Genomic DNA, 23021 nt, shown 5'->3' with positions numbered 1-23021 from the left:
ATAAACTCGATCTTCATGATGTTAAATGTAGCTTTAGCAACGGCGTTAACGTAAGGGCATCCTTCATGCTTAGTTAACGATCAATGTAAAAAGTTGACTACGTGCCAAAACAGTCGTGCACCAAGCTTGAAAGATAGAGTTGTGGAGACATTTTCAAAAAGATGATGAATTAGCCCGTGAAAATAGTCAAACGCCCAGACTAAATGTAGGCTACTGCATAGTATGGGCGTATGAGTGATCAAACACGAGTAAGGGAGTGATACTTTTGTCTCAATCTAACATTCCAAATATTACACCGCAGATTACGGTAACACGTGATGATGCAGTGACGTTATTGCTGTCCTCGATCGCTATGGAGGAGCTTGGGCTCAGTCATATCATCAATGCGGAAGGGGAAAAACTTCAATATATACTGGGCACATTGCCGGGCGTTTCAGCGCCGACAGTATCCTTGTCGGATATACTTAATGTAAACGAAAGCGTACGCGATACGTTGCGTGAGATTACGAAGAAGAACTTTATCCTCGATAGCAAACTTAACAATGTCCTTAGCACACCTATTGCAATCGGCCCAACAGGGCCAGCAGGGCCAACGGGTCCATCGGGTGGCCCTCCGGGACCAACAGGAGCAACAGGCCCAGCAGGTCCGGCAGGGCCAACGGGAGCACAAGGTGTAGCAGGCCCGGCAGGAGCGCAGGGGCCTATCGGTCCGCAAGGCCCAGCAGGTCCAGCGGGTCCGGCAGGAGCGCAAGGGCCAGCAGGCCCGGCAGGAGCACAAGGGCCAGCAGGTCCAGCAGGCCCGCAAGGTGTGGCAGGTCCGGCGGGAGCACAAGGTGACCCTGGTGTGCAAGGTCCACAAGGTCCGGCGGGTCCAGCAGGCCCACAAGGTCCAGCAGGTCCGGCAGGCCCAGCGGGGGCGGCAGGTCCAGCAGGAGCAACGGGTGCACAAGGCCCACAAGGTCCGACAGGTGCAACAGGTGCTCTAGGCGGCACTGGTGCTACCGGAGCTACAGGTGTAACCGGAGCCACAGCTCCAGTTCCAACGGCTGTTATTGCGCGAGCATCTCGAGCACAAGAACAGGCAGTAGGCGTAGCGCCTGTATTAGCGTTATGGACCGGGTTCGATTCTACTTCGACGGATATAGCAGCTACACCACCAACAACGAATATTACGTTCCAACCAGGGATTTACTGGATAACCTACGAAATTGCCATTGATAATCTTGTTGCAGCCGTACACCAGTTTACTGCACAAGCGTTATTCAATGCTGTCCAAGTACCACTTTCTTTTTATGCTACCGACATTGCACCTACATTCACAGCTTTCGTCTCAAAAACGTTTATTCTCATTGTAACTCCGGCTGCAGGAGTCCTACAGATTCAAATGAATGGAGATGCAGGTTCAAGCTTTAACGCTCAACTTAACTTGCACACGTTCAAGTTAGCAGATCTTTAGAATAAAGGGATGTTTAGGAGACGTTCATATATGATATGGACGTCTCCTTTATGCTTATCGATATGGATAGAGTATATGAAAAAATCCGCGTCCATCTCGTTAATATGCTTTTTTTTCAGTGAAAGGATTTATGTACGTAGTACCATTGAAAGTCTCAGATTTGCTCTTTAAAAATGACGTTCTTGCTCGCAGACATGAGTAAAATGACAATAGGATGCCGATACATCGATTTCGGAAGTAAATGTATAACCCTATTCAGATCGTCGATGCTATTAAGCCACAGGTGGGAATGTCTTGGGCCGCCTTATGTTGCTCGAAAAAGTGAGCGATTTTTGCCTCATACTCCTCATATTGAGCCTCTGCAAAAGGTAAATAAAAAATAATGCAGCGCCTCATGCAAATGACAAATAACAAGAGAGGCCTCGCATAGATTACCGCAAGCGGAATCGATTACGTACCTGTGCGTATACCTCTCTCGTTGCATTGGATCGGATTCATGGAGTTGTCAAGCTACAACGCAATACGCCTTGCAACAAACCTACCAATTCACATTCGCTTACATTAATCATCTGCAATACCGTTGTTGCATTGTTGTTTACCTCTAGCAATTGGGTAATTGAAGCAGAACTTTGAATCGCTGCTTGGATAAGCTCCCCTTGTGTGTTGATCAGTTCGGCCATATTCAATTCTTCCAACGCGATTAGCAACAGCGCTTGATTGACTCCCACCGCATACGTAGTCACTGTATTGCTCGTGATACTAATCAGTCCAAAGGTTACAACAGACTGGTTGTCCAAGGCAGTCGTGATCGATAAGCAATTGACACGTGCTTTGAACATAACCGTCGAGAATCCACCTGCCGCAATAGTACCGATGTTGACTCCAACATTCGGGTCTGCCAACGGCTGCTCAACGCCATTCAATGAGAAACTCCCGACGACAAACGTGCTTCCCGCAGGGATCGTATCGGTAAAGATGACATTAAGCGCATCGTCCGTACCAGAATTAATAATAACAATCGTATACGTCAAGATTTGTTGAGGAACAGCGATTGTACGATTAACCAACTTGACGGGTTGTAAGATCGGTGGCACTTCACTCCCCCCTTTTGCATAGTGGGAAGTCTTGCTTCTGCAATTGGTAGATGTGTTATTGGGCGATTCAGTCCACTATGCATAAATTGGGCAGTTCTCTCATTTGGCTAAGCTAGCAATCTATGAATATATGAAAAGAACTGCTTGTACTCTAGTAGATGCAACTCTAGCAGCGAGGGGAACGGCGTTGTAATTCAAATAGGTTAGGAGTAAGTGGTGAACGAGTGGAAAGAACCCAACTACATCCTCTTTTACAAAATTATTTCGTGTTAAGATACCATCTATGAACAGCTTCAAGGAAAATGTAGGTCATTAAACGTGACTACTTCTCTCCTTGGAGTTCTGAGTATTTTTCTTGCTAACGGACTGACGTTCCACAATAGGTAGTTCGCCCCTCTTCATGCAACTTCGCGGACTCAAGGTCCGCAAGGGGCTGGCACTGGAATTAGCACTGGCTCTAGCTCTAGCTCTGGCACTCGCACCAACACTGGCTCTAGCACTTCCACTTCACGAAAAAAAAGAAAGAGGCTGTCCAACCGTCATTTTGCAATGACTTTGAACACCCTCACTCAATCCTTACTCATCTTGTACGAATAATAGGCCGCTACAGTTATAAACGTCATTCCCATTAGCCAACTTAACAAGACTTGCCACACTTGATCCATGTTAAAAATAAGACTGGACGAGATGCATAACACTGCACTTAAGAAACAGCCCCCCACAATGAAACGGTACTTCCACATCGGGTCTTCCCCCTTGATCTTGACGATCCGCAGCGTATCTAAAGCTGAAACCATTTCTTATTTAACTTCCGAGATCCCATTTCCCCATTATAAAAAAGTGCTACTAAAGTCTCAACACTTTTTCCTACAAAAACAAACAAAAACTGTAATGATTCGGCAAGATTCTTCTAAAAACGTCTTAAAGTTTCGACTTCACATCTATGCTATAATCAACATGCAAAGGAGGGATTCCTTACACATGAATACTCGCTCAAAAGTAATGATGTGGAACACGACTGCTATCATCTTATTACTAACTGGCGTTGCCCTTATCGCTTATCCCAAATGGAGCGAATACAACGCCGAACAGCAGCAGCTCAAGCTGTTAACGCAATGGCAACATTTTAAGACGGACAGTCAGACATCGCCTCTCGCCACAAATGATGGCACCACGAAGCCAAGTAGTACTGCCACAACTAAGACGACACCTACAACAGAAGCACGTCAAGTGCCGACCGTACTTATGGACGGACTTGCGGTTTACGGCGTTATTGCCATCGATAAAATTGACATGCGGGGACCTATGGTCGCTGAGGCAACAGAGCAATCGCTAGCGCAAGGAATCGGCGTCGTTCTGCCTGATCGTGTTCCTGGGGGAAAAGGGAACTTCGTACTGGCCGGACACCGAAGTTGGACATATGGAAAGCATTTTAGTCGTCTAGATGAATTGACCGACGGTGATAAAGTAACGTTGGAAACGTCAGAGGGAACGTTTGTTTACAAAGTGAATGATAGCTTTTTGGTGGAGCCTGACGATTTATCTGTACTTGAGTCAAGCAAAGACAACGATGCACGCGAACTCACCCTTATAACATGCGAGCCGATGAAAAATCCGACTCATCGCCTCATTGTGAAAGCCCAACTTGAATCCAAGCCTACATCGCTCTAAATGGTGTTCTATACATAAATTAGTCAAGTTGAGTGAAGTATAGAACGGTCATAAAGTTGGGATACCACACAACATTCAGAACGTCTTCGCCCAGATTAGCGTGGCCTTATATGGACGAATCGGATTGATGCTATAGCACCTATTGTTAAAAAAGAGAGCTTGGGCACATTGTCCCAAGCTCTCAGTCTGTCGAGAAAGCTAAGTTAGTTCTTAACGGTTGCCATAGGGGCTATATCGCCAGATTTACCTCGTTTTGATTTCTAACGGTTATAGGTGAGCTTATTTCTCCAACTTCATTCAACATCCAGCTGTTTTCATCGTAATAAGCACCATCATAACCGTTACATGTTGAATGGGTTCATATTCGTTGAAATAACAACTGTGGCGACCGTTAGGAGAGGGGCGCAGTAAATCAGCTGACCAACCACTAACGTTTAGGGCACAAGGGATCAACTGACCACAAACCGATAAGTGTGAAGCTATTTGCCGTTATCTCAATGAAGAGAAACCCTTGGCTTAACAAACAGAGGTTTCTCGACATGCTGAGAGCTTGGGCACATTGTCCCAAGCTCTCTTTGTCCTACGCTCTTTCACCCCACGTTGTAACTACTGCTGCAACAGTGGTGTATAAAAATTTTGCGTATAATATGAATTCTTCGTCCCGCCTAATATGACCCCAGCGCCCATACGCTCGAAGTCACCCAAGATGTTATCGCGGTGACCCGACGAATTCATCCAATTGCCATGTGCAAAAATGGCACTAGCTTGTCCAGCCGCAATATTTTCGGACGCACTTGCGTACGAAATACCGTCCGCTTCCATCCGGTCAAACGGCGATGTCCCATCTGGAGAAGTATGGTCAAAAAAGCCTCTTTGCTGCATATCTTTGCTATGATTACGAGCTGTTCCCGCAATCGTATCATTCCATACGAGCGGCTTCTTGCCAAAGCGGACACGTGACGCATTCGCTAAATCAAATAACTGCAGCTCGTAGCTTTGGCGCAAGCGCTCGCTTGGCTTGCCGTGGTAACCTTTCAGCCCAAGCTCGGTCTGTTTATCGATCACTTGAACAGCCGTTACCGTCTGCTGCCGATACTTATCGTAAAAGACCGTTGTATACGTGCCGTCCATTTCATAAATAACCGTATCTCTTAAATGATTATAGCTATAAATCGTGTTCCCTTTTTTAATTTCATAAATAGGTTTACCATACGCCTTCTCGACTTGAGCACGAGTCGAACCGAGTCGAATGCCTTTCTTCGTAGACCAGCTATTCGCTTGGCCTGCATTCGTATACAGGGCAACGACTTTCCCATTGCTCACCCCTGCCTGCAAATACGATTTGTAATCCTTATTGTATATGTACCAGTCAAAGCCATACTCACTTGCATCTTTACGTTCCGGCTCACCCAGGGCAGCCACTACATCCCGCGCACTCATCCCAATAGAAATGCCCTGCGCTTTGAATTCTCGTGCGGTTAGTGGGGCTACAGCAGCACTACTTCCCTGCTTGCCAGCAGCTTTCACCGCTACGTTCGCTTTAGCCGCATCAGCGGTCGCTGTGAACGGCGTCGCTTGGAATACGAAGCTGCTCGCCAGCAAAGCAATGGCTGATACCGTTATCATTGGCACGCGCTTAACAGCGCTACGAAATGCCCGTGTTCCACCCATTGGGGTATCTTTATCATCTTTATATTGCATAGGTAACAACCTCCCCAATTATTTGCTCTTAATATACCTAGTTTTGTGAACAATGTCATGAGGAAGTGTTCCTATTTTATTTACAATCTACGAAGTAATGTGGTAAATTATAGCTGATATCTGTAAAATATATGCTTACTTACGGAAGGGGCAATGATATGTCCACGGATTCGCTATTCTATTCCACCCTGAGCGACCTCCTCAGACATCGCAGAAAAGAAGCAGGTTTATCGTTACTCCAAGTACAAGCCATATCAAACATTCACCGCACAAGCATTTCCAGGATTGAAAATGGCGTCATTAAACGGCCTGAGTTTGATACAGCCTGTGCAGTCGCACACGCGTTACAACTTTCATTCGAGGAAACAGTCGAGCACTATATTCAGATCGATCTTCGAGCAGACGTCCTGTTTAACATTTTATTAGAAACGATCAAACAGTCGAACACCCCTCTTATTACAAAGGTAGCAACCAAATATTTGGAGGCCCCTAATTTAGATAGTTTTGACACAATCGAAAATTTGTACCTCACTACAGCGTCTTTGAACACGACTGATCATGCTTCCTCCATACCATTAGCCTTGTACAATATCATTGTTAACTATTCACGCGACCACGGTGTGATGATCTACTTAGCCAAAGGCCAGCTTCAATCGTACCTAATCGAGCGCAATGATTGCACCAAATTAGAACAAACCTACCGCTACGGCAAATACATTTTAAACTATGCCAATTTCTTATCACCTGACGAACAAACTCTCCTTTACTATCAACTTAGCGAACATGCATACTGCTTAATGTACTATCAGGAAAGCATAGAACTAAGTACATTTCTGATAGAGAATGCGCAAGCGATGACTAAAATGAAAGCCGAAGCTTACTATATGCTAGGGTCAGCGCACTACAACCTTGGCAATTACGCAGAGTGCGAACATTTTTTCCGTAAATATCAAGCCTTTAAGTTGCCCAGCACAGCTGAAAAAAGCCGAGTAGCTATTGCTCTCACAACTAGTAAACTTGGCGATATAGAGTCCGCATTGAGCGAGCTTATTTCCTGCTTAGAAGAAGCAACTGACAACCATCTTATGCCGATCATCACGGGGTTAATTGAAATTTATTTACTCCAAAATGATATACCCGCAGCAACCGAATTACTGTTGCATGATTCTAAAATCGAACACACACCGGTCAACACACCTATTAATGGAGCAGAAATTGCTTACTACTACCGACTAAAGGGACACCTCTTCTATAACATACAATCATTTGATCTTGCAGTTGACTGCTACTTAATAAGTATGGAAAAATACACGAACATTTCGAGGCATAATGAAGCATTTGAAAGCTTCAATCACGTAATAAAAATGATCCTAAACCATAACCAGCTCATTAGCGTTGAAATGATGCGCAAAATAGACTCCACCTGTGCCGCACTACAGCATAAACAGGAGAAATAATAGGAGAAATAACCGCAGAAACTTCCCATCTTTTAAATGAATGATGTATCGAGTAGGAGCTTGCGCTGCACGTAAAGATAATACTAGGAACAGATGCACTTCCATATATAATCACATGAAGTTACAATATATGGATACAACCCCAATATCACCAACTGTATAGATGAGGTGAAAACATATGTGCCTTACACAATGTGATGGTATGGATAGCAACTTGCTGTTGCTCAAAATTAATCAGCTAAGAAACCATTTAGAGCAGGCAGTTCATGAACATAGTAGCTTTACGGCTGAACCGGTTATACTCATTAGTCGATCTCTTGATGACTATATTGTCCAATTTCAAAAGCGCTTACATTCAAGAGAGAACACGGTCGTTTAATCCATAGAGTGAAATACAAATGAGGACTCGTGCCATCGTTGCACGGTCCTTCTTTTTGCTATGTTTCATTTGACAAATAAATAATCTCGTTTTAAAATAAATTGTATTCGAGATAATTAAATCTAAAATATTTGTTTTTGAATGAATGGAGCTGTAGCTCCTCTTATTTTTCAATAATATCTCTAATTGAAGATTATACATTTAGAAGTAAATTTCCTACCTATACGGTGACAGGGTTGGAAATACTACACTTTATTGCTTGAAGGAGCTGCTTATTATGAACTTTCACCAACATCCCACAACTTACGTAGGGAGTGTCCATTTAGCTGTAACTGATGTCGAACGCTCGCTCACTTTTTATACCGAAGTCCTTGGATTGCAATTGTTAAGTCGAAATGGAAACACTGCCGCACTGACCGCCGATGGAACTACGGTACTGGTAAGTCTTGAGGAGCATACAGATGCTCTCAAAAAGCTGCCGCGTACGACTGGATTGTATCATTTTGCGCTACTAGTGCCGAGTCGAGCAGATTTGGCTAGAGTGCTGCAACATATTGCGAATCAGAACTACCCTCTGCAAGGCGTGTCCGACCATCAATTTAGCGAAGCCATTTACTTGGCTGATCCTGATGGACACGGCATTGAGATTTACACGGACCGCTCACCAGATGTGTGGGCGTGGCAAAACGGGGAGCTACCATTTGTAAGCAATCCCATTGATATTGCGAATTTGCTGCGGGATGGCGGCGATATCGCTTGGACTGGCTTCCCCGCCGAGACGGTGATGGGGCATATTCACTTGCACGTGGCTGATTTGGACCAAGCGAAGCAATTTTACGTGGATGGTTTAGGCTTTGAAGTGACAGTGCCGATGCGTCATCAGGCGTTGTTTGTTGCAGACGGAAAGTACCATCATCATATCGGCTTGAACACTTGGCAAGGGCAAGGAGCGCCTGCTCCTGCACCGAATACGATCGGTATGAAGTGGTACACGGTTATCGTCCCATCGATGGAAGCACGTCAGGCCATCGAAGGACGTCTACGTGCAATTGGAGCACCCCTAGATGAACAAGATGGCGTGCTGTGGACGACAGATCCTTCAGGCCACCGGATTCAATTGCTTGTGTAAGTGAATCTGAGTTTGGAATAGGATTGATGTATTCGAAGGTCGCTATGAAAATGAGGACTTCAGGTAATCGATAACGATTGTCTGGAGTCTTTGGGCTGTCACAATCCTTTTCACAGCCTGTTGGGTAAAAATTGATGAAATTAACTAAAAAATAATTATTATGAATTTTTATTGTAAATTACTTTAAAAACATATCTCTGTAAAATATAATATGATACTATGTTTATATTTTCATTCTTTAATAAGGGAGAGATTAATTTGAAAAAGTTTTATTCCTTTGCACTTTTCTTTTCATTTTTACTAGTACTACCTTTGCAATCCGTTTCTGCTGCTCAGTATTCAGAAGATCTGATTCCGAAAATGATCAACAACAACGCTCCAGCAGGTATTGCCAGTGCAAGTACTCAATACAGCCCACTCTATGCTGCATGGAAAGCATTCAACAATTCAATTGTTGATGGTTACACGGACACTTGGGAAAGCAATACTAACTCAGGTTGGTTAGCTTATGAATTCCCATATACAGTTGCTATATCTAAATATACGCTAACCAACTTCGACGGTACGAGAGCACCAAAAAATTGGACATTCGAAGCATGGGATGCCCCTACAAGTACTTGGATTGTACTAGATAGAAGAACAAATGAAAGTAATTGGAGATCAGCTGAAAAAAGAGAATTTACATTTACGAACAAGGCTGAGTATAACAAGTATAGAATTAATGTTACTGAAAACAATGGTGGGGAATTTGTTTGCATCGGTGATATGGAAATGATGAAGGAGAGCTTTTCCATAAAAGCAACTCCTGGCGAATCTTTAGTTTATCTTTCATGGGAAGCTTTAAATGATGTTACCTCGTATGAAGTTAAGCGGTCAGCAGTAATTCATGGACCATATACGACCATCGCTACAAACGTAACTACTACTTCATACATAGATAATGATGTTGTAAACAACACAAAATATTACTATGTCATTGAAGCAAAGTTGTCTAACGGCGAAACATTGAAATCAGATGAAGGCTCGGCGACACCAGAGCTGCCTAGTCATATTGAAGGAATGCAAGGCGTTACACTGCCAACTGGCTCTGTAGCTACAGCTTCAAGTCAATATCTTGAAAGCATAGCACATAAAGCAATCGACAAAGATATGAATACAAGATGGCTGGGAATTGGAAGCAAAAATACATTAGAGATAAAATTCCCAAAACAAGTGAGCTTTGAATTTGTACAAATTGCTGGATTTGCAGAACCTATTTCAAATGTGCATTATACAATATCAGGACTTAAAGATGGAAAATGGGTTCCGATTAGTAATACGGCTACTCGATATGTCTATGGGAGACCTACTATTACTGATCCAATTAACGTAACTGCTGGTTCTTATCAAGGTATTAAAATTGCGGTTGACGCTACTTCCTCTTGGGCCGCAATTAATGAGATCACACTCGGAGTTATCGACTCCGTCCCAACAGAATCTTAATATATCATATAACGTACTCTCTTAAGAGCTACGAGCTTAAATAATAAACCCCAGTCGCGAGTATTTGTGACTGGGGTTTATTTGTTATGAGGCACGGTAGAACAACTAAAGAAACCTACTTATGAATCATACCGAATGGAGGACAATGACAAATTGGGAACGGTATTAAGCAGTTGATAAGGGCAAGAGAATACAACAAGAGAATAGGCCTCAAAGAGGGAACCAATTGTAAAAGATAAAAGAACACGTTTTACGAGCAGATACACAAAAAAAGCGGCTCCCCAGCCATTTGCATGACCAAGGAACCGCTCTCTTATCATTTCATGAAGCTTCTAAGTTACGTTCTTAGTTAAGCTTCTTCATTTCTTCTTTCAACAATTCGGATTGCGTACCGAACACAACTTGTACGTTACCTTTGCCAAGGCGCATAACACCTGCTGCGCCCAGACCTTTCAAGCCTGCTTCGTCAACAACCTGATCGTCCTTCAACGTCAAGCGCAGACGCGTGATGCACGCTTCAAGGCTATCGATGTTGTCCTTGCCGCCGATCATCGCCATAACCTTCTCCGCTTTTTCAGTCAAGCTGGAAGAAGCAGCAGAGCCGGCTGCCTTACCATCAGTAGCGACATCATCTTCTCGGCCTGGTGTCTTCAAGTTAAACTTCTTAATCAAGATGCGGAACAAGAAGTAGTACACCACGAAGTATACGAGACCGATCGGAATCAATAGCAACGGTTTCGTTGCCAAGCCAAAGTTCAATGCATAGTCAATGAAACCAGCAGAGAAACCGAAGCCGTGCTTAATACCGAGAATTCCTGTAATCAAACCGGAAAGACCCGCCAACAACGCGTGAACAACGAACAATACAGGAGCCGCGAACATGAACGCGAACTCTAGCGGTTCTGTAATCCCTGTCAAGAACGATGCTGCTGCCGTACCGATAAAGATGGAAGCAACCATTTTACGATTCTCAGGCTTAGCTGCGTGAATGATAGCAAGCGCAGCACCCGGAAGCGCGAACATCATAATCGGGAAGAAACCTGTCATAAACAGTCCCGCAGATGGGTCTCCTGCGAAGAAGCGGTTAATGTCGCCCTTCACAATTTCGCCAGCTTCATTCGTAAACGTACCGATTTGGAACCATGAAATATTGTTAAGAATGTGATGCAAACCTGTTGGGATCAACAAGCGGTTCGCTGTAATAAAGATTGCGGAACCAATTCCGCCCAAGCTAACGACCCAGTTACCAAAGGAATCAAGTGCTGCCTGCACGGGACCCCAGACAATACCTAGCAATAACGCGACAACGATAATGGACAACGAAGTAATAATAGGAACAAAACGTTTGCCCCCGAAAAATCCTAACCAATCCGGCATCTTAATATTATGATACTTGTTATACATATACGCCGCGAGACAGCCCGCAACGATACCGCCAAGCACACCCATATCAAGTTTCAATGTATCTGGAATGAAGTCAAATGTCTTAGGGACAACGACCAATACCTTCATCAAAATGATATGTGCGATTACCGCAGCTAACGCTGCTACCGCATCGCCTGCCAAACCGATAGCGACACCTACCGCGAAAATAAGCGGCAAATTATCGAAAATCGTCTGGCCCCCAGCTAGTAAAAATGGAGCTACGTATTGGTTCATAAACCCGCCGACCGAGGCGCCAAATTTAAAATCTTTGACGTAGTCGATAGCGCCGAAACGAAGCAAAATCGCTGCTGCTGGAAGCGTTGCCACCGGCAGCATCAATGCTCGACCGATTTTTTGCAAAAAGCCTAGCATGTTGGTTTCCCCCTTAAATGGATTAAATTAAGTATGGATAAAAGGCTAAAGGATTATTCCTTCTCGACCTGTATCACCTGTGTAACGTGTGTATCCCTTGCAAATGACGCCTCTCATTACGCGCCGAATACAAAAAAGGCATAAGCTGTGACGAGACAGGAATTAACGAAACGTTAAATCCTGCTTGTGCAAAGCTCATGCCTAGTCGAACTAGTAACACGCTTAATTAGCGGTATGCTATTGTGCTATTTGGTGCTATTCCAAATCTTTATTGAACAAGCGATACAAATGCATCGCGATGTAAGCCGTCTCATCTTCGGAGACATCTGTATTTAACTGCTTCGCCATCAGCATAGCGCATTCGTGAGCGACGCTGAACTCATAAGGAACCATGTCCTTGAGCTTGTCGCGAAACGGATTGCGCGAATGCTGTCCCTGCCGGATACGCTCTATCGCAAAGCGAAGATGCGTAATTAAGCGCAAATAATCGACGCTATCCTTCGGAATAGCGGAACCACGCCGCTCCTCGATGAGGGCGACTAAGTCCTTGATCAGATGATTATATTGAACCACATTCCCTACCGGAACGTGAGCTACCGCCGACTGGATATGTATCGTCAAAAAGCCGATCTCATCCTCCGGCACTTCTACACCGAACGTCTCATTCATAATGAGGGCCGCTTGAGTAGCAAGCTCATACTCTTTCGGATTCAATGTGCGAATTTCCCAAAGAAACGGGTTATCAATCGCAATATGGTTGCGCAACCGATAAAGGGCGTATTCGATATGACTTGGTAAAGCCAAATGAATATGCTCATTCAAATCAGGTGACAACTGCTCGGACACTAAAGAAATAATACGTTCCGATACCATAATCACTTCCGGGTCAATTTGCTCCGTTAGCATCTGGTATTGCGATAAATGCTGTTCACTTTCTAGAGTGAACTTCTTCTCGATGCGCGGGTCTTGCGATAGGATAGCTCCTTGAGGCTTTGCTCCAAAGCCAAGTCCCTTCCCCATGAGAATAGTTTCTTTGTTCGTTAACACATCGTTTGCCAATACGACATTGTTACTTAATGCCCGTATAATTTCAAAACGACGATCGCCCGACAACTTAAAGCTCCTCCCTCATGAGTATGCAAAGAAAAGAAAAGCGTGAAACCGTTTTCGCATTTAAAGCGTTTATACTCACTTATTGTAGGTGAAGCCTAATTCAAAGTCAACAATAAACATCATATATGTATGTAACTGTATAACATGAATTAATTTTGCAAATTTTATTCATAAATAGATAAATTCGAGAAGACATCCATCAGTTCAAGAATCCATTTTGGTAACACGGAACGCTCTAATTAAAAAGAGAAACAGCTCTGCAAGGTACCTGTAACAGGTACCTTGCAACTGCTGCTTATAACTTACAATCTATGATAGCAATCTTAGATAGATAATTCATTTACGGCTGCAACACGCTCATGAACGAGACGTTGAATATCGTCTGCTGTTTCCATCATCAACGCTTCTTCAGCCAATTGTTTCATTTCGTCACGGTTCAGACGGCTAAGCAATACACGTGCCGGAAGCACAGCGCTTGCACTCATGCTGAACTCGTCCAGTCCAAGGCCGAGCAAGATCGGCACAGCAGTCAAGTTGCCTGCCATTTCGCCGCACATGCCTGCCCATTTGCCTTCTTTGTGCGCCGCATCGATAACCATGCGGATGAGACGCAATACAGCAGGATTGAATGGCTGCGTTAAGTGAGCTACTTTTTCATTCATACGGTCAGCTGCCATCGTGTATTGCACAAGGTCATTCGTTCCGATGGAGAAGAAATCAACTTCCTTCGCCAATTGATCCGAAATGATCGCCGCCGCTGGAATTTCGATCATGATGCCGACTTCCATCTCTTTGTTGTACGCGATACCTTTCGCATCCAACTCCGCTTGCGTTTCCGCCAAAATCGCTTTCGCTTCGCGCAGCTCAGTCAGCGTAGAAATCATCGGGAACATCAATTTGATGTTGCCGTGTGCACTTGCACGCAAGATTGCACGCAACTGCGTCTTGAACAATTCTACCTCGTCCAAGCAAAGACGAATGGCACGATAGCCTAAGAACGGGTTCATTTCTTTTGGCAACTCTAGGTACGGCAACTCTTTGTCGCCACCGATGTCCAGCGTACGAACAACGACTGGCTTCTCAGCACCTAGCGTTTCGCACACCGTAACATAAGAGTTGTACTGCTCTTCCTCAGATGGGAAGTTGTCGCGTCCCATGTACAGGAACTCCGTACGGAACAAGCCGACGCCTTCTGCACCGTTGTTGCGTGCACCAAGCGCGTCTTGCGGATTACCGATGTTCGCGACAAGCTCTACCTCATGACCGTCCGCTGTTACGGAAGGCTTGTCTTTGTACAGCTTCATTGCATCTTGACGCTTCTCGAACTTCGCTTTCTTTTCCTCGTACTCAGCAATTGTTGCTGCATCCGGGGCTACAAGGATAAGACCTTTGGCACCGTCAAGTACGACCACGTCGCCTGTCTTGACCGTTTCTGTAGCGTCCTTCAAACCGACAACAGCCGGAATTTCCATCGAGCGTGCCATAATCGCGGAGTGCGACGTACGGCCACCGATGTTCGTTGCGAAGCCCGCTACCTTGCTGCGATCAAGCTGTGCTGTATCGGAAGGCGTCAAGTCGTGTGCGAACAATACAACTGGTTGTTCGAAATCGTTAAGCGAAGCTGACTTGTTGCCAGACAGCAAGCCAAGGACACGTTTGCTTACGTCGCGGAAATCCGCTGCGCGTTCACGCATATACTCGCTATCCATGCTGGAAAAAATGTCAATAAGCTGCTGTGTTACTTCATTAAATGCAAACTCAGCATTAATCGCTTCCGTACGCACTTTTTCCAACGCTTGACCGATATATTCCTCATCTTGCAGCACCAAAATGTGCGTCGCAAAAATTTCGGCATGATCGTCGCCAAGCTTAGCTGCCGTATTCTCCTTAATTTGCTCCAACTCGGTGATCGCTTGATCTACCGCTTGCTGAAGACGTGCTGCTTCCGCGTCAACCGCGCCTGCATCAATGCTCTTGCGTTCAATCGTTGTCGCTTGCTCCTCCATGACAAATGCTTGTCCAATAGCAAAGCCAGATGCTGCTGCGATTCCTCTCAGTTGCATGTCGGTTTCTCCACTCCTTTAAAAATAAGGTGCTGTCCTCACCCGTTTATCGCTCTATATTCATGACGTACTCGTCATACCAGACACATTAGTTGTAAGAATCGTACTAGTCGAGTACGGATTCCAACACTTCGCCTACTGCTGCAATTGCTTCTGCTGCTTGGTCGCCTTCAGCGATAACTTTAATTTCGTTGCCCGCTTTCATGCCAAGTGTCAGCACGCCTGTAATGCTTTTTGCGCTTACTTTGCGGCCGTTGAACTCCAACGAGATCGTTGCGTTAGCAAATTCGCTTGCTTTTTTCATAATTGCGCCAGCTGGACGCGCGTGAATACCTTGCGGGTTTTTGATTGTAAATGTTTGTTCCATTGTAATTACCTCACTCTTCTATATTATGGGAATTCATTTATTGTAAACGCTGTTCATGTAAGACGTTAAGACGTGTATAACTTCAAGTGGCATACGCCACCTTTTTTATTTCATTGTGATAGCCATCAATTCGCCGGAACCTGCTGTTACAGCGCCTGTATTTACTTTAAGTTCAGCTACAACATCACCATTCGCTACGATAATTGGCGTGATAACTGGCAAGCCTGCTTCTTTAATTTGCGCGATATCAAACTCAATCAACGTTTGACCCTTTTTCACTTTATCGCCAGACTTCACGTAAGTCTTAAACGGTTTACCTTGCAAGGATACGGTGTTAACGCCGATGTGAACAAGCAATTCCAAGCCAGACTCGTGACCAAGTACCAAAGAGTGGTGCGTATCGATCAAATGTATAACTTCACCGTCGAAAGGAGCAATCAAGATGCCTTCTGTAGGCTCAACTGCGATACCGTCACCGATAATTTTTTGTGAAAATGCCGCATCTGGAACTTCCTCCAAAAGTACAGCTTTACCTGTCATAGGTGCGATAATCGAAATGTTCTTTTTCTTTTTACCAAAACCAAAAAACATACGTAATTCCTCCTTAAGTATCGTTCATCGTTTAACTTCAACGTATTAGATATATGATTTACACACGAAAATGTTAGCATCACGGCAAAGAACAGGGAAATGCAAAAAGGCATGCGCTAAAGCATGCCGTCCACCCATGTGAACAGCCGCTTAGCTCATGCCTAGTCGTACTAGTAACACGCTAACTTGCAATTAAAATTCATGACCCATTGTATCATGACGATTATGCGGATGCAAGCAAGCAAGGCGACTGTTCAAAAATTGCCAAAATCGGCGCGGTGAAGCGGCCAATATGCGGTTTACGGTATTCATAAGATGTACGAATGCGCCCTAAAACATACCTTGCATACCGCTTGCTTGCTATATTCTGATGCTTCTTTCCAACCTATTCGTGTTACTCCGATTGCTCCAAAGCTTCATTTTTCTCCAATTCGTTCAACGCTGCATCTAACAGCGTATCAAACCATTCGTCATCTTGCTCAATTCGTTCATCCAACGCAAGCATCTCTTCTTCGTTACCTGACTGCTCAGTAAAATGAAGGCTGTAATCCCAATCACGTCCTCTTTTACTGAAGAACGTAATTTCATACGTGGATTGGTACGATTCAGGCTGAAAGACAACTTTGCCTAAAAACGTGCCATCCTCTTCTTTTTTCATCGTTGCGCTTATAATGTTAATCATCATCATTTTCCTCCAGTTGCTGCAGCTCTTCATCGAGCTATCGATCTTCTGCACTTATGTAGCACGAGCACTCGCCAAATAACACGGGACACCTGACTGCTCCAACAATTGATTCACCTCTGCTGGCAGCGGCCGATCTGTAATACAGCCTGTCAGCTCATGAATAGGTGCCACCGAAAAGAGCGACGCTTTGCCCACCTTCGTATGATCAAACACTGCAAACGTCTGCTGTGCCTGCCGCATCATCAGCTTGGCCGTTTGGGCCTCTAGCTCCGAGTAGGTCGTAATCCCTTTCGTCGCTGAGAAGCCGTCAATGCCCATAAATAATTTCTCGATGTTCAATTGCTCAAGTGTACGTTCTGCTAGCGGCCCACATAGTTCGTAACTATTATTACGCATTACGCCTCCGATTACGACAACTTGAATCCCTTCACTGTCAGACAGTTCCATCGCAATATTGACGGCATTCGTAACGACCGTAATCCCTTGTCTCGCCTTTAGTTGCTTAGCAATCAAAAAGGTAGTCGTTCCTCCAGTTAAACATATGATGTCCCCATCTTCAATAAAATCCGCAGTTGTGGCCGCGATCGCTTCCTTCTCCAGCCAGAGCAGCTGGCGCTTTTCAGCAAACGGCATTTCACGCACAGAGCTAGCGCCTTCGTAAATAGCGCCTCCAATCGTGCGAATAAGCTCGCCCTTGCGCTCCAGCAAATCAAGATCCCGACGCGCCGTCGCCTCGGAACAATCGAAGCGATCCAGCATTTCAGCAATTGTAATGCGTCCCGTCTGCTTCAGCACCTGCATCATTTGCTGTCGGCGCACTTCACCTTTAGATAACGTTTCGTTCACTATGTTCACCTCGTCCTGTCCAACCCTACATTTCATTATATCGGTTATACGAGTTGGAAAATAGGCGCTAGATTTAAGTTTATATCGAAACAAATTGCGTTAAGTTACGCGGTTCATCTGGATTCAAGCTGTACTTTATAGCCGAGTAGTATCCAATATACTGCACAAACGGCAAATACAGCACCGCTCGCGCCTCGTCACTCACCGTGGAATTCAACTCCCCTAACGTGATGACGTTATCGGCGAACTTCGTATCCTCTCCAGCATAAGCAGTCAAAATAACGACCGTGGCACCAAACTGCTTCATTTCTTGCGCCACCTTTAACTCATACGATCGAGCTTGCTCGGACAAGAGCAGCACAACTTGAGTTCCTTGCTCTACGATTGACTTCGGACCATGACGAAACTCTAATGTCCCAAACGCCTCTGTCCACGTATAAGTCATTTCCTTCAGCTTCAGGCAGGCTTCCAAAGCTAAACCGTAACATGCACCCATACCTAAATAAATCGTTTTATGAAAATGATGCGCTTCTACCCACTCCTGCGCCGCTTGGTCCGCCATTTTAACGAACGAAGCATGAGCATGCAACACTACTGCTAGCTGCTCTAGTTCTCGCTCTTTTCCTGCTCCAAGCGCAATCGCAGCCTGCATCATAAAGGTCATACTGCTAAATGATTTAGTCATCACCGTACTTTGCTCTGCTCCGAACGGCGAGATCAGACATTCCGTCATGTTTGCCATGCGGCTATCCGGGTAACACGTAATACCGCACGTCACCCATTGTGGCAAGTGCTGTACAGATTCCAGAGCAAAAATGACCTCGTGGGATTGCCCTGAACGCGAAACGCAAACTAATAATGTCTTCTTAGCGGCCGTTACAGTCTGATCCCTGAACAAGAACAGGTCGGATGATGGGTGGGCTGAAGCACTGCGCCCCGTCCATTTGCGATACGTTGCAGCCATCGTTAAGGCTTGATACCAAGATGAACCGGAGCCAATAAAGACAACTTCATCAAACTGATCATTTCCTATATAACGCTGCACCCATGCCAACTGACGATACAATTCATCCCACGCTTGCTGTAAAGCCTCTGATTGATCACTAATTTCTTTATAAGTTTGCATTTCTTTGTTTGACATTCAGGAAAATCCTCCCTTATAATCAGTTTTATGAAATTATAAATCATTATTATGATTGTTTCAATCATAATTAAGCAGGCGGAGGTCATTTCTCATGGGTCATCTCGTCAGTTCTACAACGATGCTGCAAACCGCACGCGAGCAACAATTCGGAATCACAGCCTTTAATGTGCACACGTTGGAAATGCTGCAAGCAGTCGTAGAAGCTGCTGAAGAAATGGAATCACCGCTCATTATTCAAACAACTGTAGGGACCGTTCATCACCTCGGTCCAGACTATATCGTCGCAGCCGCCCAGACAGCAGCTCGGCGAGCAACAGTACCCATCGCCCTTCACTTGGATCATTGCACAGATTATGAGCTGATCGTCAAATGTATTCGTGCAGGCTACACATCCGTCATGATCGACGCCTCTATGTATGCGTATGCAGAAAATGTTCAGCGAACGCAAGAAGTCGTCAAAGTAGCAGCGGCGGCTGGCGTAAATGTCGAGGCCGAGCTAGGCAAAGTTGGCGGCGTGGAGGACGACATTATTGTAGATGAGCATGAAGCAACGTTAGCCATTCCCGATGAGTGTGCCGCCTTCGTCGCGGCAACAGGCGTTCATACGCTTGCGCCAGCCATCGGTACAGCGCACGGTATTTATAAAGGCGAGCCTAACATTGCGTTTAATCGCTTGCGCGAAATTGGACAAAGGGTACAGCTTCCGCTTGTGTTGCACGGTGGCTCCGGCATTCCTGAAGAGCAAGTTCGCCGCTGCGTACAGCTGGGCATGGCCAAGATGAACGTCGCAACAGAGCTGCGCATCGCTTTTTCCGATGCGATTAGAGCTGTGTTCGCAAGCCATGCGGCTGAGAATGATCCACGCAAATATATGGTCCCTGCGAAAGAGGCCGTCAAGCGCTTAGCGCAAGAAAAGATGAAGATGGCCGGCTGTATAGGCAAGGCCAAGGAAGTCCAAGCAAGAACCGACCATTTGAAAGCTTCACTTTGTTATTAGTGGCTATGAAACGAATCTATTCATGCGGAGGCGATCAGATGATCACTACAGTTACGTTAAATGCTGCTATTGATAAGACGTACATTGTTCCTCAGTTTGAAAGTAAAGCACAATACCGCGTAGAGCAAATGAACGCCTCTGCTGGTGGTAAAGGGATCAATGTAGCCCGTGTCATCAAAACGTTGCGCGAGCCTGTCGTTGCAACGGGTTTTGTGGCTGGATTTAACGGGATGGCTATTTTAGAGCAACTTAACTTAGAGGGGATTCAAGGGGAGTTTGTGATGGCAAGCGGTGAATCTCGCCTCTGCTTAAACATTATCGACCCCGTACAAGGCACCCAAACAGAGCTACTGGAAGCAGGCCCTACTCTTCCTGATGGCGTGCTCGCTGCAATGAAACTAAAAGTAGCCCAGCTTGCAGCGCGTTCTTATTACGTCGTGTTCTCAGGTAGCCTGCCTCGCGGGTGTCCGGTTCATTTTTATGCTGAACTCATTGAAATTGCCCGTCAAGTCGGCGCAACCCCAATCCTAGATACGAGCGGAGCAGCTCTTATTGAAGGCATAAAGGCGAAACCTTATTTAATTAAACCTAATGAACACGAGATCAAGCTACTGCTGGATGATAGTTATGACAAGGCTATAAAAAAAGAGCATGCTGGTCATCATGAACCTACCTATCGATCAGCAATGAGCGAACAACATACCGAAGCTTTTCGCTATTCGTCATCTACGCTCATTAAAGAAGATGCTAAACACCCCTTACATAGAGACAACAACCTCAATTCAGACAGAGAATCCGTATTAACACAAGTGTTAGGCGAAACCGACCTTCCTTTAAGCACCTTAAGCACTTCAACCACCCACGATGAACCTGCAATCGCTCATGCTATCCGACGCCTAAATGCGCAAGGTGTGCCCAACGTCATTGTATCACTCGGCAAGCGCGGCGCATTAGCTGGCATGGAAGGTGAACTTTACCGCGTAAACGTCCCGCAAGTAGAAGCCGTGAATACGGTTGGCAGCGGTGATGCTATGGTGGCCGGAATTATTGTTGGCGAAAAAAGAGGCATGTCCGTCGTTGATCGCCTGCGATTTGGTGCAGCATGCGGAACGGCCAATGTGCTTATGCCTTCGGCTGGTCTCGTACGCCGTGAAGATATTATGAAGCTACTAAAGGAAGTAACCGTGGAATGCATCAGCCAGCAGTACTAAATTCACTTGTGGCTATGTGTCCATATGAAGCAGACCATAGCCGACATAATAGCTTGCAGGCACGCTGCCGTCAGACGCCGAGAAACGCGCCGCGTACTCTGCCTGCCAACGCGCGTGCAGCGCTCGATTAGGTGCCGCCGATCGACCGACGACGGCGTTCCCCGCTCCAATGCGCCGCACATGGCGGAGCATGGCGTCAGTAGAGGAATAACGATGCGTGTAGCAGCGTTCTTCCCAGTTTAATGGGCGCGCCACTGTCGGAGAAGCGCACCAGCGGCTCCAATCGTGGCCTGTAGGGTACGATTGGCCCCGTGGCGAAGGCGGCAAGCCTAGCGCAGCTTCAGCCGCAGCAAAAGCGGCATGCAGCTCGCCGAGCGTGCCTGGCATAAAGGTGGCGAAAGCGAGCACGCCACCGGGCCGCAGTAGCGAGCATAAAGCGGTTAGCGTTTCATCGGGGCGATTAAACCACTGAAACGCCGCGCTCGACACAATGAGGTCAAAGCTCGCTTCCACTTGCGCACAAGCTGCATTCTGCTTATTTTTTGGCAACACGTCTTCTTTACCCTCATGCCGTAGCCGCCCCGCCCGCTCTGCCCATGTCTCCGCATCTTCAGCAATCACTTCAACCGCACTGGCTTGGATGCCGATGTGGTTCAACTTAGCAAGTGCCTGCTCCAACATTCGAGGCGATAGATCGAGCAGCGTTACATGAGATTGTGGATATGTACGCATGAGTCGTTCCGTCAACATTCCTGTTCCACAACCTATATCCAAGATACGCAAAGAAGTACTGTTGTTGTGAATAGGTGGCATAGCGGCCTTTATATGTTCAGCGAGCTGATCAGCCATCTGTTTCTGAACCTCAGCATATTGGTCATATTCATGTGCATGCCGATCAAACCGGCGTTGAACAAGCCCCTTGTCTATGGAGTCCGTCAATACGTCTTTATGTGTATGCGCTAAACTCGCTGTCGCTATCGTTGTCTTCATTTCCATGTTCAAATTGCTCATACCAAGCGTTCAGCTCCTTTAGCCATCGTTGTGGTTGGGTTAAAAAAGGGGCATGCCCCGAAAAAGGAAGCGAAATAAATCGCGCCATATGCTCTTTCCTATGATCGTTGTTAACGCTCACTTGCTCTGCCATGATCCGCGCTTGGTCAAATGCAAGCTTCGGACATACCGAATCGTCCTCACCATGCAACCAGCATATCGGTACATGGTGTGTCATCAGTCTTTGCCACACTTGCGTCAAATCGCTTTGCTGTAAATAAGCAAGCCCTGCATCAAGACCTGCGGCACTAAAAGAGGTGGCCGCAACCGCTCGTTCGAGACACTCAGCCACCCTTGAGTCATCGCTACTGGGCCGGATCGTTTCTGCAAACGCAAGCAGCGTTTGTCTCGGTTCCGTGGCCAAACGCCGACGCATTCGGGCAATAATTCGAGGATGCCAGCCAGCTCCTGCCTCGTCAACGAAACGCAACGTTGTTCCCGTTAGCACGACACTGCGAATGACAGCACGTGGAGTATGATCGCCGCACAGCACGATAGCTCTGAATAGGCCAGCCCCATTTTCCTCTGGCTCTAATTGTCCCCCTTGTGAACGTAACTGTTCGTCCAAAGCGTCCAACACGAGCATTCCGCCAAGCGACCACGCGACGATGTGCCAATCACCGCCTTCCCTACGCAGCGGTGCAAGGACGGCTTCACGCAACTCCGCTGCCGTCGCACAGTCGGCAAAGGATACATAATGATGGCTGAATTGCGGCAGCGCAATCGCACAATGGCGCCATACAAGGTCCGACATGCCCCAGCCATGCACCCATAGCAGCTTTGGCTTT

The 23021-nt window shown here is 46.0% G+C and carries 21 protein-coding genes; 8 read left to right on the top strand and 13 right to left on the bottom strand.

What is annotated here, in order from left to right:
* Positions 1-265 precede the first annotated feature (265 nt).
* A complete protein-coding gene (locus KIK04_RS13585) occupies positions 266-1456 on the top strand; it encodes an alpha-helical endospore appendage domain-containing protein (protein WP_232274212.1) in 1191 nt (396 codons plus the stop codon).
* A 494-nt stretch (positions 1457-1950) separates the two neighbouring features.
* Here KIK04_RS13585 and KIK04_RS13580 read toward each other — a convergent pair whose 3' ends face one another.
* Together KIK04_RS13580 and KIK04_RS13575 are read right to left on the bottom strand one after the other, a co-directional pair.
* A complete protein-coding gene (locus KIK04_RS13580; protein ID WP_232274211.1) occupies positions 1951-2550 on the bottom strand; it encodes a DUF11 domain-containing protein in 600 nt (199 codons plus the stop codon).
* Positions 2551-3119: 569 nt separating this feature from the next.
* Complete coding sequence (locus KIK04_RS13575; protein ID WP_232274210.1) at positions 3120-3347, bottom strand: hypothetical protein; 228 nt, start codon at positions 3345-3347, stop codon at positions 3120-3122.
* A 184-nt stretch (positions 3348-3531) separates the two neighbouring features.
* Between KIK04_RS13575 and KIK04_RS13570 the strand changes: the two genes are divergently transcribed.
* The gene (locus KIK04_RS13570; RefSeq protein ID WP_232274209.1) at positions 3532-4221 is read left to right on the top strand and encodes a class D sortase; all 690 of its coding nucleotides are present in this window, start codon (positions 3532-3534) and stop codon (positions 4219-4221) included.
* 606 nt (positions 4222-4827) lie between these two features.
* Here the strand turns inward: KIK04_RS13570 and KIK04_RS13565 are convergent.
* Complete coding sequence (locus KIK04_RS13565; RefSeq protein WP_232274208.1) at positions 4828-5922, bottom strand: CAP domain-containing protein; 1095 nt, start codon at positions 5920-5922, stop codon at positions 4828-4830.
* A gap of 158 nt (positions 5923-6080) precedes the next feature.
* On the opposite strand from KIK04_RS13565, the gene KIK04_RS13560 reads away from it, so the two are divergent.
* The 4 genes from KIK04_RS13560 to KIK04_RS13545 all read left to right on the top strand — a co-directional run bounded on the left by KIK04_RS13560 (position 6081) and on the right by KIK04_RS13545 (position 10369).
* The gene (locus KIK04_RS13560; protein ID WP_232274207.1) at positions 6081-7379 is read left to right on the top strand and encodes a helix-turn-helix domain-containing protein; all 1299 of its coding nucleotides are present in this window, start codon (positions 6081-6083) and stop codon (positions 7377-7379) included.
* Positions 7380-7581: 202 nt separating this feature from the next.
* On the top strand, positions 7582-7758 hold the full coding sequence (locus tag KIK04_RS13555; protein WP_232274206.1) for a Spo0E family sporulation regulatory protein-aspartic acid phosphatase: 177 nt from the start codon (positions 7582-7584) through the stop codon (positions 7756-7758).
* Between the two features lie 277 nt (positions 7759-8035).
* The gene (locus KIK04_RS13550; RefSeq protein WP_232274205.1) at positions 8036-8887 is read left to right on the top strand and encodes a VOC family protein; all 852 of its coding nucleotides are present in this window, start codon (positions 8036-8038) and stop codon (positions 8885-8887) included.
* Positions 8888-9145: 258 nt separating this feature from the next.
* Positions 9146-10369, top strand: a complete 1224-nt coding sequence (locus tag KIK04_RS13545; protein ID WP_232274204.1) for a hypothetical protein — start codon at positions 9146-9148, stop codon at positions 10367-10369.
* Between the two features lie 345 nt (positions 10370-10714).
* Here KIK04_RS13545 and nagE read toward each other — a convergent pair whose 3' ends face one another.
* The 8 genes from nagE to KIK04_RS13505 all read right to left on the bottom strand — a co-directional run bounded on the left by nagE (position 10715) and on the right by KIK04_RS13505 (position 18972).
* Positions 10715-12166, bottom strand: a complete 1452-nt coding sequence (gene nagE / locus KIK04_RS13540) for an N-acetylglucosamine-specific PTS transporter subunit IIBC (protein ID WP_232274203.1) — start codon at positions 12164-12166, stop codon at positions 10715-10717.
* Positions 12167-12421: 255 nt separating this feature from the next.
* Complete coding sequence (locus KIK04_RS13535) at positions 12422-13279, bottom strand: PRD domain-containing protein (RefSeq protein ID WP_232274202.1); 858 nt, start codon at positions 13277-13279, stop codon at positions 12422-12424.
* 323 nt (positions 13280-13602) lie between these two features.
* On the bottom strand, positions 13603-15342 hold the full coding sequence (gene ptsP / locus KIK04_RS13530) for a phosphoenolpyruvate--protein phosphotransferase (protein WP_232274201.1): 1740 nt from the start codon (positions 15340-15342) through the stop codon (positions 13603-13605).
* A gap of 106 nt (positions 15343-15448) precedes the next feature.
* On the bottom strand, positions 15449-15709 hold the full coding sequence (locus tag KIK04_RS13525; RefSeq protein WP_232274200.1) for an HPr family phosphocarrier protein: 261 nt from the start codon (positions 15707-15709) through the stop codon (positions 15449-15451).
* Positions 15710-15814: 105 nt separating this feature from the next.
* A complete protein-coding gene (locus KIK04_RS13520) occupies positions 15815-16300 on the bottom strand; it encodes a PTS sugar transporter subunit IIA (RefSeq protein WP_232274199.1) in 486 nt (161 codons plus the stop codon).
* 394 nt (positions 16301-16694) lie between these two features.
* Positions 16695-16958, bottom strand: coding sequence for a hypothetical protein (locus KIK04_RS13515; RefSeq protein ID WP_232274198.1), 264 nt, complete (start codon positions 16956-16958; stop codon positions 16695-16697).
* 78 nt (positions 16959-17036) lie between these two features.
* A complete protein-coding gene (locus tag KIK04_RS13510; protein WP_232274197.1) occupies positions 17037-17831 on the bottom strand; it encodes a DeoR/GlpR family DNA-binding transcription regulator in 795 nt (264 codons plus the stop codon).
* Between the two features lie 79 nt (positions 17832-17910).
* Positions 17911-18972: an SIS domain-containing protein gene (locus KIK04_RS13505; RefSeq protein ID WP_232274196.1), complete on the bottom strand. Its 1062-nt coding sequence runs from the start codon at positions 18970-18972 to the stop codon at positions 17911-17913.
* A 94-nt stretch (positions 18973-19066) separates the two neighbouring features.
* On the opposite strand from KIK04_RS13505, the gene KIK04_RS13500 reads away from it, so the two are divergent.
* Entirely contained in the window at positions 19067-19972 is a 906-nt protein-coding gene (locus KIK04_RS13500) for a class II fructose-bisphosphate aldolase (RefSeq protein WP_232274195.1), read from the top strand.
* Positions 19973-20010: 38 nt separating this feature from the next.
* The gene (locus tag KIK04_RS13495) at positions 20011-21183 is read left to right on the top strand and encodes a 1-phosphofructokinase family hexose kinase (protein ID WP_232274194.1); all 1173 of its coding nucleotides are present in this window, start codon (positions 20011-20013) and stop codon (positions 21181-21183) included.
* 12 nt (positions 21184-21195) lie between these two features.
* On the opposite strand, the gene bioC is transcribed toward KIK04_RS13495, so the two are convergent.
* A complete protein-coding gene (bioC, locus tag KIK04_RS13490; protein WP_232274193.1) occupies positions 21196-22194 on the bottom strand; it encodes a malonyl-ACP O-methyltransferase BioC in 999 nt (332 codons plus the stop codon).
* Positions 22130-23002, bottom strand: a complete 873-nt coding sequence (locus KIK04_RS13485) for an alpha/beta fold hydrolase (protein WP_269670946.1) — start codon at positions 23000-23002, stop codon at positions 22130-22132. The genes bioC and KIK04_RS13485 overlap by 65 nt, the downstream gene beginning before the upstream one ends.
* Positions 23003-23021: the final 19 nt, after the last annotated feature.

It is taken from the genome of Paenibacillus sp. 481 (assembly GCF_021223605.1).
Taxonomy (GTDB): Bacteria; Bacillota; Bacilli; order Paenibacillales; family Paenibacillaceae; genus Paenibacillus_B.
This window is presented reverse-complemented; position numbering and strand designations above follow the sequence as displayed.